Origin of the sequence: Pseudomonas parafulva NBRC 16636 = DSM 17004, assembly GCF_000730645.1 — a bacterium.
Lineage (GTDB): Bacteria > Pseudomonadota > Gammaproteobacteria > Pseudomonadales > Pseudomonadaceae > Aquipseudomonas > Aquipseudomonas parafulva.
Genome location: NZ_BBIU01000004.1, coordinates 81878 through 95406 on the forward strand (window position 1 = coordinate 81878; position 13529 = coordinate 95406).

Annotated in this window: 13 protein-coding genes; 7 read left to right on the plus strand and 6 right to left on the minus strand. The window is 62.8% G+C overall.

All coding sequences use genetic code 11. The features are described 5' to 3' along the window. Positions 1–75: 75 nt before the first annotated feature. Positions 76–1605 (plus strand): MocR-like pyridoxine biosynthesis transcription factor PdxR, encoded by a 1530-nt coding sequence (gene pdxR, locus PPA02S_RS02400; protein WP_028632852.1) that lies wholly within the window; start codon positions 76–78, stop codon positions 1603–1605. Positions 1606–1643: 38 nt separating this feature from the next. Here the strand turns inward: pdxR and PPA02S_RS02405 are convergent, their stop codons facing one another. The 4 genes from PPA02S_RS02405 to aspA all read right to left on the minus strand — a co-directional run bounded on the left by PPA02S_RS02405 (position 1644) and on the right by aspA (position 6487). Next, complete coding sequence (locus PPA02S_RS02405; protein ID WP_028632853.1) at positions 1644–2747, minus strand: polyamine ABC transporter substrate-binding protein; 1104 nt, start codon at positions 2745–2747, stop codon at positions 1644–1646. Then, on the minus strand, positions 2744–3790 hold the full coding sequence (locus PPA02S_RS02410) for a histone deacetylase family protein (protein WP_028632854.1): 1047 nt from the start codon (positions 3788–3790) through the stop codon (positions 2744–2746). Before PPA02S_RS02410 ends, PPA02S_RS02405 begins: the two co-directional genes overlap by 4 nt. Positions 3791–3921: 131 nt before the next feature. Further along, a complete protein-coding gene (locus PPA02S_RS02415) occupies positions 3922–4914 on the minus strand; it encodes an AraC family transcriptional regulator (RefSeq protein WP_028632855.1) in 993 nt (330 codons plus the stop codon). 148 nt (positions 4915–5062) lie between these two features. Further along, a complete protein-coding gene (gene aspA, locus PPA02S_RS02420; protein WP_028632856.1) occupies positions 5063–6487 on the minus strand; it encodes an aspartate ammonia-lyase in 1425 nt (474 codons plus the stop codon). A gap of 182 nt (positions 6488–6669) precedes the next feature. Between aspA and PPA02S_RS02425 the strand changes: the two genes are divergently transcribed. The 5 genes from PPA02S_RS02425 (at position 6670) to PPA02S_RS02445 (ending at position 10284) form a co-directional block, all read left to right on the plus strand. Then, complete coding sequence (locus PPA02S_RS02425; protein ID WP_028632857.1) at positions 6670–7599, plus strand: LysR substrate-binding domain-containing protein; 930 nt, start codon at positions 6670–6672, stop codon at positions 7597–7599. Between the two features lie 170 nt (positions 7600–7769). Beyond that, on the plus strand, positions 7770–8261 hold the full coding sequence (gene purE, locus PPA02S_RS02430; RefSeq protein WP_028632858.1) for a 5-(carboxyamino)imidazole ribonucleotide mutase: 492 nt from the start codon (positions 7770–7772) through the stop codon (positions 8259–8261). Positions 8262–8271: 10 nt separating this feature from the next. Further along, positions 8272–9354, plus strand: coding sequence for a 5-(carboxyamino)imidazole ribonucleotide synthase (locus PPA02S_RS02435; RefSeq protein WP_028632859.1), 1083 nt, complete (start codon positions 8272–8274; stop codon positions 9352–9354). Positions 9355–9462: 108 nt separating this feature from the next. Further along, positions 9463–9708, plus strand: a complete 246-nt coding sequence (locus tag PPA02S_RS02440) for a GlsB/YeaQ/YmgE family stress response membrane protein (RefSeq protein WP_028632860.1) — start codon at positions 9463–9465, stop codon at positions 9706–9708. 42 nt (positions 9709–9750) lie between these two features. Beyond that, positions 9751–10284, plus strand: a complete 534-nt coding sequence (locus PPA02S_RS02445; RefSeq protein ID WP_028632861.1) for a DUF3299 domain-containing protein — start codon at positions 9751–9753, stop codon at positions 10282–10284. Positions 10285–10407: 123 nt separating this feature from the next. On the opposite strand, the gene PPA02S_RS02450 is transcribed toward PPA02S_RS02445, so the two are convergent. Both PPA02S_RS02450 and PPA02S_RS02455 read right to left on the minus strand, forming a co-directional pair. Beyond that, on the minus strand, positions 10408–11304 hold the full coding sequence (locus tag PPA02S_RS02450; RefSeq protein WP_028632862.1) for a D-hexose-6-phosphate mutarotase: 897 nt from the start codon (positions 11302–11304) through the stop codon (positions 10408–10410). Positions 11305–11375: 71 nt separating this feature from the next. Next, positions 11376–11774, minus strand: a complete 399-nt coding sequence (locus tag PPA02S_RS02455) for an acyl-CoA thioesterase (protein WP_003253317.1) — start codon at positions 11772–11774, stop codon at positions 11376–11378. A gap of 362 nt (positions 11775–12136) precedes the next feature. Here PPA02S_RS02455 and PPA02S_RS02460 point away from each other — a divergent pair, with 362 nt between their 5' ends. Beyond that, positions 12137–13426, plus strand: a complete 1290-nt coding sequence (locus tag PPA02S_RS02460) for an MFS transporter (RefSeq protein WP_028632863.1) — start codon at positions 12137–12139, stop codon at positions 13424–13426. Positions 13427–13529 lie beyond the last annotated feature (103 nt).

The window sequence follows — 13529 nt, forward strand, 5'->3', positions numbered from 1 at the left end:
TGCAATGGTGCCATCCTAGGCAGATGATTGGCTCCGGGTAAGAGCCATTGACTGCAAATTTGGAAGGTCCAATTCATGAGTGAAACTCGCCCCCCGTTACCGTTCGACCCCACGGGCATCACCCTGGACCGTAGCCGTGGGCTGAGCCGGCAGTTGTACCAGGCGCTGCGGATTCGCGTGCTCGATGGCCGCCTTGGCAGTGGCACACGCTTGCCGGCCACTCGCGAACTCGCCGCCATGCTGGCCCTGTCGCGTAACAGCGTGGTGCGTGCCTATGATCAATTGTATGCAGAAGGCTACATCGAGAGCCGGGTTGGGGACGGTACCTACGTAAGCCAGCTGCCAAAACTGTCCACACAGTTGTCCACAGGGTTATCCCAGTGCTTATCAACAGGTTTATCCACAAATTCACCGTCTGACACTGATGATTTATCCAGTTCAGGCGCCAGTAACGGGCCTTTGCAGCGGCTGAAAAAACATCATTTGGTGCCACCCCCGGAGGGCTCACCCAAGGCATTTCGTTTGGGTCTGCCTGCCTTCGACCTCTTCCCGTTCGGCGTCTGGGCCAAGCTGCAGGCGGGTTTCTGGCGCAACCCCGACCCTGCAAAGCTGGGCTACGGCAACCCTGCAGGTGAGCGTGAGCTGCGTGAATTGATCGCAGCCTACCTGCGCAGTTCAAGGGGCCTTGTATGCACTGCTGAACAAATTGTGATCACCAGTGGTGCGCAGCAAGCCATCAGCCTTTGTGCACAGCTGCTGTTGCAGCCGGGTGAGGCTGTGGCTGTGGAAAACCCCGGGTATCGCGCAGCGGGGCATGCCTTTGCGTTGGCGGGTGCGCGTTTGTACGGCGTGGCGGTGGATGAGGAAGGGGTCGCCTGCGATCAGCTTGAGCAATGGCCGGCGTGCCGCCTGGCTTATGTGACCCCGGCGCACCAGTACCCCACCGGCGTCACCATGAGCCTGGCCCGACGCCTGCAGTTGCTTGCCTGGGCGGAGCGCAACCAGGGCTGGATCATCGAAGACGATTATGATGGGGAATACCGCTACAGCGGTGCCCCCTTGGCTCCGCTTGCCGCCTTGGACACACAGGGGCGGGTGCTGTACGTCGGCACCTTTGGCAAGATCGCCTTCCCGGCGTTGCGCATGGGCTACCTGGTATTGCCCCCACCGCTGGCACAAGCGTTCGGGCAGGCCAAGGCGTTGGCCGTGCGCCACTCAGAAGTGAGTTCGCAATGTGTGATGGCGCAGTTTATGGCCCAAGGGCACTTCCAGCGGCACGTTCGCCGCATGCGCAAGGCCGCGCTGAGCCGGCGCAACATGCTCAAGGCCGGTTGGCCTGTGGATATTCCCGGGTTGGCAGCGATGCCCGACGTGTCGGCAGGGCTACACGTGAAGGTGGATGTGGATAACTTCGCCCGTGAGCAGGCTCTGGTAGGCAAAGCCCGTGCAGCCGGGGTAGAGGTGACGCCGCTCAGCAACTTCTGGTTGGGCGACAGCACGGTGCCTGTTGATAAGCAGGCAGGGCTGGTGCTGGGGTTCGCGGCAGTACCGGAAGGGGAGATCGCCGAAGCGCTGATGCGCCTGCGCAGAGCGTGGCGAGCCTGAGACTCGCCACGGTTCCCCGCTGCCAAAGGCCCGCGCCGTCAGGTGCCGGACTTGATCCGCGTCCAGGCCCGTGTCCGCGCCCGTTCAGCATCGCGAGCGAGCGGCGTGAGCGTATACAGCTTGGCCATGGCCTCTGCGGTCGGATACAGGTTGGGGTTGTTGCGGATAGCAGGGTCCACTTTGTTGGTCGCATCCTTGTTCGGGTTGGGGTACCCGACAAAGTCGCTGATCGGCGCAATCACCTCAGGGCGCAGCAGGTAATTGATGAACGTGTAGGCATCCTCGGGGTTGGCCGCGTTCTTCGGAATCGCCAGCATGTCGAACCAGATCGGTGCGCCTTCCTTCGGCAGGCGCATGTCCACGACCACGCCGTTCTTGGCCTCGTGTGCGCGGTTGGCGGCCTGGGAGAAGCTGCCGCTGTACCCGACCGCCACGCAGATATCGCCATTGGCGATGTCAGCCATGTACTTGGAAGAGTGGAAGTAGGTGATGTACGGGCGGATCTTCAGCAGCAACGCCTGAGCTTTTGCATAGTCCGCAGGTTTGTCGCTGTTGGGCGGCAGGCCCAGGTACTGCAGGGCCAACGGCAGGATTTCCGACGGTGAGTCGAGCAGCGCCACGCCACATTGCTTGAGCTTGGCGATGTTCTCTTCCTTGAAGATCAGGTCCCAGCTGTCTACCGGCGCGTTGTCACCCAGCGCCGCCTTGACCTTGGCCGGGTTGAAGCCGATGAGTACGGTGCCGTACATGTAGGGCACTGCAAACTGGTTACCAGGGTCGTTGGCCTCGATCAGTTTCATCAGGGCCGGGTCAAGGTGTTGCCAGTTGGGCAGCTTGCTGCGGTCCAGTGGCTGAAACACCCCGGCCTCAATCTGCTTGGCCAGAAACACGTTCGAGGGCACCACCACGTCATAGCCGGAATTACCGGTCAGCAGCTTGGCCTCAAGGGCTTCATTGGTGTCGAAGATGTCATAGATCAGTTTCACGCCGCTGTCCTGCTGGAAGCCGGTCAGGGTCTGCGGCGTGATGTAGTCGAACCAGTTATACACCCGCAGGGTGCGCTGTTCGGCCTGCGCGTGCAGTGCGCCGGTGAACAGCGATGCAGCCACCAACGGGGCGAGCAGATGCTTGAGACGGATCATGGTTGGGCTCCAGGCTGGGCGCGCTGGAAGCCTTCCAGCACATTGACTGCGTTGATGCCGATTTCCTCGACGGCATAGCCACCCTCCATCACGAACAAGGTGGGCTTGCCCAGCTGGGCAATACGCTTGCCCATCTCCAGGTAGTCGGGGCTGTCGAGCTTGAATTGCGAAATCGGGTCATCCTTGAAGGTGTCCACACCCAGCGAGACCACCAGCACGTCGGCGTCGTAGCCGGCGATGCGCTGGCAGGCGTCTTCCAGGGCGGTGCTCCAGGCAGCCCAGTCACTGCCGGCAGGCAGGGGGTAGTTGACGTTGCAGCCTTCGCCAGCGCCCTCGCCGGTTTCATCGGCGTAGCCCAGAAAATAGGGGAACTCGTCCTGCGGGTCGCCGTGGATCGATGCGAAGAACACGTCGCTGCGGTGGTAGAAGATGTCCTGCGTGCCGTTGCCATGGTGGTAGTCCACGTCCAGGATGGCGACCTTGCGCCGGCCCTGGTCAAGAAACGCCTGGGCGGCGATAGCGGCGTTGTTGAGGTAGCAGTAGCCCCCCATGACCTCACCGGCCGCGTGGTGCCCTGGCGGGCGGCACAGCGCAAAGGCTGCGTGCGCGCCTTGCTCAATCGCCGCCTGGGCAGTCAGGGCTACCTGCGCTGCGCTATAGGCGGCCTGCCAGGTGCCGGCGGTAATTGGGGCGCCGGCATCGAAGCTGTAGTAGCCCAGTTCGCCGTGCAGGCCTGTGGGCTTTACCTGCCGCAGGGTGCGGGCCGGCCAGGTAAACGGCAGTAGGTCGCCTTCCTGCCCCAGCGCGGCCCAGCGCGCCCAGGCGCCCTCGAAGAAGGCCAGGTATTCGGCACTGTGAACCCTCAGCAGAGGCGCCCGCCCATGGTCGGTGGGCGGCTGAATGGCGCCGAGGTTGCGCTTTTTGACCTGCTCCAGCACATGGTCGGCCCGCGACGGCATTTCGAAACAGGGCATCAGCTTGCCATCGATCAGCTCGCAGCGGCCATGGTGCAGGCGGTGGTCATCGGAATAGATCGTCAGCATTGTTGTTCTCCGGTAAGGACTGGCGTGGGCCAATTGTCACGGGCTGCCCAGCGCGCGAGAACGACCCAAATGGCCAAAAGGGGATCGATGTGGCCAAGTGCTGTGGCCTGTTAGGGCCTGCTACGCACACGTCAGCCGCGAAACTGGCTGGGTGCTACACCACTCCAGCGCTGGAACGCATGCCGGAAGCTGGCGGTTTCACTGAAGCCAAGGGCTTCGGCAATCCGGTAGATGGGCATTTGCTCATCGGCCAGCAACTGCTTGGCCCGCTCGAAGCGCAACTCGTCCAGCAACTGTTGATAACTGCTACCTAGCGCCTGCAAATGGCGGCGCAGGGTGCGTGACGAGCAGTTCATTTGCCGGGCCAGCCCTTCCAGGCCGGGTGCTGCGGCCAGTTGTTGCGCCAGCAGGTGGCGGATCCGCCCAAGCCAGGCCTGCCGGCCGGTGAACTCCAGGTTCAGGCGCCGGCAACGCTCGCTCATGGCCTTGTGGGTAATGGGGTCGGCCAGCGGCAGCGGTGTATCCAGCCAGCGTTTGTCGAAGCCAAAGGCATTGCCTGCTGCGGCGAAGATGACGGGGCACTGGAAGGCGTCGGTGTACAGGGCGTGATAAGCGGGCCGGGGGTGTTCGAAGCGGGTGCCGACCAGTGGCAGGGTACGGCCCAGCAGGTCGTCGCAGATGACCTTCAGCGATACCAGGCAGAACTCTGCGTTGAACGCGCTCAGCGCCGGGCTATCGTGATAATCGCTGGCGCTGAGCCAGACGCGCTGGCCGTCTTCCTGCAAGCGCAACTTGAAAACTGTTCCCAGCAGTGCCGGATATTGCAGGGCCAGGCGCAAGGCGTCACCCAAAGTGGCACTGGACAGCAGGGCGTAACCCAGCATCCCGTAGCTGGACACATGCATGCGCCGGCCCAGTTCAAGGCCGATGTCCTGCCGCCTGGCCACGGCATTGGCACACACCTGCAGCTCTTGCTGGGTGGTGATACGGGCATCGGCATGCCCCAGGTCTGCCGGGCCGATGCCGCTGCCGGCCAGCAGCGCAGAGGCCTCGCAACCGTCTGCCTGGAAGACGTTGAGGATCAGCGAAACCGCATTCAGGGTGGTCAGGTGGCTGTGCAGCATGCTGGGCGATCCCGTCGGGCTGGAGCGCATTCCAGAGCAAGTTGCGTGCCGGTTCAGGCAAAAAAAAACCCAGGGCAAGCGCCCCGGGCTAGGTAAAGGTTGAGAGGTGTCTAGTCCCTCGACCTGGTGAGACTGTTTACAGCCGCGGTTACGCTTTCAGCGGAACCAGGCGGGGGGCGATCATGTTTTCCGGGCGCAGGATGTCGTCGAGCATCGCGTCGTCCAGCAGCTTCTCTTCGCGCACCAGTTCCAGCACGCCGCGGCCTGTCTCCAGGGCAACACGGGCGATACGGGTGGCGTTTTCGTAACCGATGTACGGGTTCAGTGCAGTGACCAGGCCAATGGAGTGCTCGACCAGTTCACGGCAGCGCTGTTCGTTGGCGGTGATGCCGACGATGCAGTGCTCGCGCAGCATGTCCATGGCGCGCTGCAGCAGGCGGATCGAGTCGAAGATCTTGTAGGCGATCAGCGGCTCCATCACGTTCAGCTGCAGCTGGCCACCCTCGGCCGCGACGGTCAGTGCCAGGTCGTTGCCCATGATGGCGAAGGCGACTTGGTTGACGGCTTCCGGAATGACCGGGTTGACCTTGCCCGGCATGATCGAGCTGCCTGGCTGGCGAGCCGGCAGGTTGATTTCGTTGATGCCGGTGCGTGGGCCGCTGGACAGCAGGCGCAGGTCGTTGCAGATCTTCGACAGCTTGACCGCGGTACGCTTGAGCATGCCCGAGAACAGTACGAAGGCACCCATGTCGGAGGTGGCCTCGATCAGGTCGGCGGCCGGCACCAGCGGCTGGCCGCTGATGGTTGCCAGGCGCTGCACGGCCAGGGCCTGGTAGCCAGGGTCGGCGTTGATGCCGGTGCCGATGGCGGTACCACCCAGGTTGATTTCGGTGAGCAGTTCCGGTGCCAGCGAACGCAGACGCTGCAGGTCTTCGGTCATGGTGGTGGCGAAGGCGCGGAATTCCTGGCCCAGGGTCATCGGTACAGCGTCCTGCAGCTGGGTACGGCCCATCTTCAGGACGTGGTCGAATTCCTTGCCCTTGGCGGCGAAGGCCTGGATCAGGCTTTCGAGGCTGGCCAGCAGGGCGTCATGACCCAGCAGCAGGCCCAGGCGGATGGCCGTGGGGTAGGCGTCGTTGGTCGACTGCGCCATGTTCACGTCGTTGTTGGGGTGCAGGTATTTGTACTCACCCTTTTGATGGCCCATGGCCTCCAACGCGATGTTGGCGATGACTTCGTTGGCGTTCATGTTGGTAGAAGTACCCGCACCGCCCTGGATCATGTCCACCACGAACTGCTCGTGGTAGTCGCCCTTGATCAGGCGTGCACAGGCTGCACTGATGGCAGCGTGCTTGGCATCGCTCAGGTGACCCAGCTCACGGTTGGCGTCGGCAGCTGCCTGCTTGACCATGGCCAGGGCCACGACCAGCTTGGGGTAGTGCGACAGCGGAACACCGGAGAGGTGGAAGTTGTTGGCAGCGCGCAGGGTCTGGATGCCGTAGTAGGCATCGGCTGGCACTTCAAGGGTACCCAACAAATCTTTTTCGACGCGGAACGATGCAGCGGAGGACATGATGTATATCATCTCAAGTTTGACCCGGCACATGCCGGAATGGCGCCAATCCTAGGCCTGAAGGGGTTTTTGCGGCCAATGCTGTTGCACGCTAACCTATGCACAAACGGCATAGGGATTGATGTGACGCCGATTGATATTCGAGCGTGGTCCATTTTGGTGCGCGCCGGGAGATGTGCTTCATGAACCTTGAAAGCAAATGGCTGGAAGACTTCAGTGCCCTGGCTGCCACGCGCAGTTTTTCCCAGGCGGCGGAACGCCGTTTTGTCACCCAGCCGGCGTTCAGCCGGCGCATACGCAGCCTGGAGGCCGCCCTTGGGCTGCAGCTGGTCAACCGGTCGCGCACGCCTATTGAGCTGACCGAGGCGGGGCAGCTTTTTTTAGTCACCGCACGTACCGTTGTCGACCAGTTGAGCGAAATTCTGCGCCATTTGCATCATCTGGAAGGGGGGCAGGGTGAAGTGGTGCAGGTGGCTGCCGCGCACTCCCTGGCGTCAGGGTTTTTCCCTCGCTGGGTGGCGCAGTTGCGCAATGATGGCCTGAATATCGCCACGCGCCTGGTTGCGACCAACGTCGGGGATGCCGTGCATGCCCTGCGTGAAGGGGGGTGTGACCTGATGCTGGCGTTCTACGACCCTGATGCTGCGCTGCAGATGGATGCCGAGATCTTCCCGTCGCTGCACATGGGAACCACCGAGATGTTGCCAGTGTGCGCGGTGGATGCTCAGGGCAAGCCGTTGTTCGACCTTGAAGGTGACGCCAGCGTGCCGCTGCTGGCCTATACCGCCGGGGCATTTCTGGGGCGCTCGGTGAGTTTGCTGCTGCGCCAGCGCAACCTGCGTTACACCACCGTGTATGAAACGGCCATGGCCGACAGCCTGAAAAGCATGGCGCTCGAAGGCATGGGTATCGCCTGGGTGCCCCGGCTGTCGATGCGTGGCGAGCTGGAGCGTGGCGAACTGGTGATTTGTGGCGGCAGCCAGTGGCACGTGCCGCTGGAAATCCGCCTGTACCGCTGCGCGCTGGTGCGCAAGGCCAATGTCCGCCTGCTGTGGCGCAAACTGGAGGGCGCCACGGTTGACCTGAAAGTCAGCCAAAGCCCCGAAAAATAAGGCCGACAGTTGGTCGCCGGGGTGCCTTAACCGCACCTGCTTACGGTATACTGCGCGGCCTTCTGACCGGATGCGTCCGGTCCTGATCAGCAAACAAGCCACGCCGGTCGTCCCGCGTGGCTTGTTGTTTTTTGACGCGCCTGCGGGCGCACAAGCGAAGAGGCTCGACGATGAGTGCACTGGTTGGCGTGATCATGGGCTCCAAGTCCGATTGGTCCACCCTTAGCCACACCGCCGATATGCTGGAAAAACTCGGCATTCCCTACGAGGTGAAGGTGGTTTCCGCCCACCGTACCCCGGATCTGCTGTTCCAGTACGCTGAAGAGGCCGATGGCCGTGGCATCGAGGTGATCATCGCCGGTGCCGGTGGTGCCGCGCACCTGCCAGGCATGTGCGCCGCCAAGACCCACCTGCCGGTGCTGGGTGTACCTGTGCAGTCGTCGATGCTGTCGGGTGTCGATTCGTTGCTGTCGATCGTGCAGATGCCCGCTGGCGTCCCTGTCGCCACCCTGGCCATCGGCCGGGCCGGTGCAGTCAACGCTGCCCTGCTGTCGGCCAGCATCCTCGGTGCCAGGCACCCGCAGTTCCACGCCGCGTTGAAGCAGTTCCGTACGGAACAGACCGACACCGTGCTGGACAACCCAGACCCGCGTCAGGCTTGAGGCCCAACCCATGAAGATCGGTGTTATCGGTGGCGGCCAGCTGGGCCGTATGCTGGCTCTGGCGGGTACCCCGCTGGGCATGAACTTCGCCTTCCTCGACCCGGCGCCAGATGCCTGCGCCGCGCCGCTGGGCGAGCACCTGCGGGCAGACTACGGCGATCAGGATCACCTGCGCCAGCTGGCCGACGAGGTCGACCTGGTCACCTTCGAATTCGAGAGCGTCCCGGCCGAGACCGTGGCGTTTCTTTCGCAGTTCGTGCCGGTGTACCCCAGCGCCGAGGCGCTGCGCATCGCCCGTGACCGCCTGTTCGAAAAGAGCATGTTCCGTGACCTGGGCATCCCCACCCCGGCCTTCGCCGATATCCTGTCGCAGGCAGACCTAGACGCGGCAGTTGCCAGCATCGGCCTGCCGGCGGTGCTGAAAACCCGCACGCTGGGTTACGACGGCAAGGGCCAGAAGGTGCTGCGCACGCCCGAAGACGTCGTGGGTACGTTCGCCGAACTGGGCAGCGTGCCCTGCCTGCTGGAAGGCTTCGTGCCGTTCACGGGTGAAGTGTCGCTGGTCGCCGTGCGCGCCCGCGACGGCGAAACGCGTTTCTACCCGCTGGTGCACAACACCCACGAGAGCGGCATCCTGCGCTTGTCGGTGGCCAGCCAGGCGCACCCGTTGCAGGCGTTGGCCGAGGATTACGTTGGCCGCGTATTGCAGCAACTGGACTACGTCGGCGTCATGGCCTTTGAGTTCTTCGAGGTGGACGGTGGCCTCAAGGCCAATGAAATCGCACCCCGGGTACACAACTCCGGCCACTGGACCATCGAAGGTGCCGAGTGCAGCCAGTTTGAGAACCACCTGCGTGCCGTCGCCGGCTTGCCGCTGGGCTCCACCGCCAAGGTGGGGGAGAGCGCGATGCTCAACTTCATCGGCGAAGTGCCTGCTGTGGCTAAAGTGATCGCCATCGATGACTGCCACCTGCATCACTATGGCAAGGCGTTCAAGGTCGGGCGCAAGGTCGGCCACGCGACCCTGCGTTGCAGCGACATGGCTACCCTGGAGCACAAGATCGCCGAAGTGCAAGCACTGATCGGCGAGTGATCACGCGCAGGTATCGAACTTCTGCAGGCGTCGGGCCCTCTGAAGAGGCAACACGTCAACGCGCACCCATGCGTTGACGTGCTTCATCTTCACTGCAGAGGGATAGCCATGGGCATCATCGGAACCATCTTCATCGGCCTCATCGTCGGCCTGCTGGCCCGCTTCCTCAAGCCGGGTGACGACAGCATGGGCTGGATCATGACCATCCTGCTGGGTATTGCAGGCTCGCTGCTGGCCACGTATGGCGGCCAGGCGCTGGGTATCTACCAGGCTGGGCAAGCGGCTGGCTTCTTCGGTGCGCTGGTCGGTGCCATCATTCTTCTGGTGATCTACGGATTCATCAAGAAACGCTGAATTCTGGTTAGAATGCCCGGCAATTCTTCCGAGTTGCCGAGCATGCGTGCCTTTTTCCTCTTCCCCCTGCTGCTGGCCAGTGCCCTGGCCCATGCCGAGCTGCCCGAAACCGATTGGCTGGAGCTGATGCCCAAGTCGGACCAGAAGGCGCTCGAAGCGATGCCCGAAATCGACCACAACTCACCCGAAGCCATGGGGACCTTCACGGCCAAGGGCGGGATGAAGCAGGGCAAGGGCCTGCCTGCGGTGATGTATTCCACCAAGACCGTAGCGGCCATGAATGGCAAGGACATACGCCTGGGCGGTTACCCGGTGCCGTTGGAAAGCGACGCCAAGGGCAACAGCACGCTGTTTTTCCTGGTGCCATACCCTGGCGCGTGCATCCATGTACCGCCGCCCCCACCTAACCAGCTGGTGCTGGTGCGCTACCCCAAGGGGTTGAAGATCGACGACATCTACACACCGTTGTGGGTCAGCGGCAAGTTGAAGGTGGAAAAGGTCAGCAATGACTTGGCCGATGCCGCCTATGCCCTGGATGCGGGGAAAGTGAGGGTGGTGGTAGATGCGGACCTTTGATTGCCTGTGCGGGCCTCTTCGCGGGTAAACCCGCTCCCACAAGCGCTTCACTCATTTCAAGTCTGATGCAGTACCGCTGGGAGCGGGCTCACTCGCGAAGAGGCCCGCAGCCCACTGCAATATTCAGATCACTTCGCAACCGACCCTGAAGCCCAGCGAATGGCTCGCCCCCGGCTGCAACGTCACCACGTCATCCCACACATTGGCTGTTTCGATACACAGCATCCGCTGCCAGCCGTCATCGGCCATGTCTGGCAGTTCCCTGGCCCGGTCCGTCCAGGGGTTCCAGATAACGGCAGAACGTGAGCCGCTGCTGGTCAGGTTGATGCGCCGGTTCCATTGCGGGTCGACAATACTCAGCGTGTTCGGGGTGCCCAGGTAGATGCGGTCGGTTTCACCGGTAAACGTCAGGGCGCCTTGCTGTTGGCGCTGTTCCCAGTCCGCCAGGGTTTCGATATACCCCAACCCTTCGACGCCTTCCACACGCGCCTGGCGTACATCGCTGACGGCAAGGTAGCTGTGCAGGGCCTGGCTGATGGTCACCGGGGTGCTGCCGGTGTTGCGGCTTGTGAGCGTGAGGCCAAGGTCATTACCCAACTGCACCACCAGTTTCAGCTCTACCTTGTGGGGCCAGCCGGGGAGCTGCCCCTGCGCTTCGGGCAATTGCAGCTCGATGCGCAGCCCGTCCCCCGCTTCCTCGATACCCAGCAATTGCCAGTCGCGGGTGCGCGCCAGGCCGTGGGCAGGGGCTTGTTCACCCTGGTACATGGCCTGAACGGCAGTGGGGTTGCGCTGCAGGTTGCCGAACCATGGCCAGCACACCGGCACCCCGGCGTGTACCGACTTGCCCTGGCGGAAGATGGCCTGGTCGCTCAGCCACAGCAGCGGCGGTTCGCCGAGCCGCTGGTAGCTGAGGATCTGTGCGCCCTGCTGGGCGATCAGGAGTTCGGCGTGGTCGCTGCTGATCCGCCAGCAGCTCAGTTCGCCATGTTGCTCGGTTACGACCTGCAAGGTAGCCATTGCATTCATCTCGTTGATTGCCAGTGGGCCTTGGACCCGGGCACAGGCAACGAGTTTACCGCCGGCAGGGCTCAGCGACGAGGGACGGAGCGGGTACGGCCACTGCCGTCGATGGCGACGAACACGAAGACGGCTTCGGTGACCTTGCGCCATTCGCTGGACAACGGGTCGTCACTCCACACCTCGACCATCATCTGGATCGAGCTGCGGCCGATCTCCAGGGTCTGGGTATAGAAGGACAGCTGCGCACCTACGGCGACCGGTACCAGAAACGCCATGCGGTCGATGGCCACGGTGGCAACGCGCCCACCGGCCACGCGGCTGGCCATGGCGGTGCCGGCCAAGTCCATCTGCGCAACCAGCCAGCCGCCGAAGATGTCGCCGAAGCCGTTGGTTTCGCGCGGCAGGGCCGTGATCTGCAAGGCCAGGTCGCCTTGGGGGATTGGATCTTCTTGTTCGAGCTCAATCATGCGGTGGGGCCTCTGACCCGTGACGCTTTTCGTTGGTGTGGCGCAAGGGCCGGGTAGACGATTCAGCTGACAACATACTACGCCGATTTCGTATAACGGGGCGGCCGTAGGGAAACTCTGCGAAACCGCCTGAGTATAGTGACCGGCGTTTTCGCACAACATCCCACGCTAGCAGCACACTTTTCCTACGAAACGCCAGTATATAGAGCATCATCCCAAGCGACGACCGTACATTCGTGAATATCTGTATGGTTTTTGTATCGCTTTCGGCCTGGCCAGGCAATTTGCTATCTTCGCCTGTCCCCACATCAAGAAGCTGCATGCCAAGCGGCCCGCACGCCTTATAAAGAGAACGCCCCGCAATGACTTCCGTGCCCAGCAGTATCGAGCAGGCCCCACGGCCGCTGACCCGCAATGACTACAAGACCCTTTCGCTGTCTGCACTGGGCGGGGCGCTGGAGTTCTACGACTTCATCATCTTCGTGTTCTTCGCCACCGTGGTGGGCAAGTTGTTCTTCCCTGCCGACATGCCGGAGTGGCTGCGCCTGATGCAAACCTTCGGCATCTTTGCCGCAGGTTACCTGGCGCGCCCGCTGGGCGGCATCATCATGGCCCACTTCGGCGACCTGCTGGGGCGCAAGAAGATGTTCACCCTGAGCATCTTCATGATGGCCTTGCCCACGCTGATCATGGGCCTGTTGCCTACTTATGCGCAGATTGGCTTGTGGGCGCCGATTCTGCTGTTGCTCATGCGCGTCGTGCAGGGTGCAGCCATTGGTGGCGAGGTGCCTGGCGCCTGGGTATTCGTGTCTGAACACGTACCCGCCCGCAACACTGGCTATGCCTGCGGCACCCTCACCGCCGGCCTGACGGCGGGCATTCTGCTCGGTTCGCTGGTGGCGACGCTGATCAACAGCGTGTACAGCGTGGAGGAAGTCGCCGATTACGCCTGGCGAATCCCGTTCCTGCTCGGTGGCGTGTTCGGCCTGTTCTCGGTGTACCTGCGCCGTTGGCTGCACGAAACCCCGGTATTCGCCGAGATGCAGCAGCGCAAGGCACTGGCCGAAGAGCTGCCACTGCGCGCCGTACTGCGCGACCACCGCGGCCCGATCCTGCTGTCGATGCTGCTCACCTGGCTGCTGTCAGCCGGCATCGTGGTGGTCATCCTGATGACGCCGGCGCTGCTGCAGAGCCTCTACCACATCAGCCCCACCGACTCGCTCAAGGCCAACAGCCTGGCCATCGTGCTGCTCAGCGTCGGCTGTATCGGCGCGGGCAGCCTGGCTGACCGGTTTGGCGCGGGCCGGGTGTTCGTGGTCGGCAGCCTGCTGCTGTTGGCCAGCTCCTGGACGTTCTACCACAGCCTGCCCACCCGGCCTGAGCTGCTGTTCCCGCTGTATGCGCTGACCGGCCTGTGCGTGGGGGTGATCGGCGCGGTGCCGTACGTGATGGTCAAGGCGTTCCCGGCCGCCGTGCGCTTCAGCGGCCTGTCGTTCTCGTACAACGTGGCCTACGCGATCTTTGGCGGGCTTACCCCGATGGCGGTGACCGGCCTGCTGAAAGTCAGCCCGATGGCGCCTGCCTATTATGTGGCGGTGTTGTGCGGGGTAGGGCTGGCAGTGGGGGTGTATCTGCTTGTCAACAAGCGCTGATCGAGGGGCAGGTTGCAATGATGGCATTTCATCCAACTGTCACAATCGGGTCATATGCTGTTCATGCGAGCTGCTGATACTGGGCCCCGTTCCACTGCTGCAC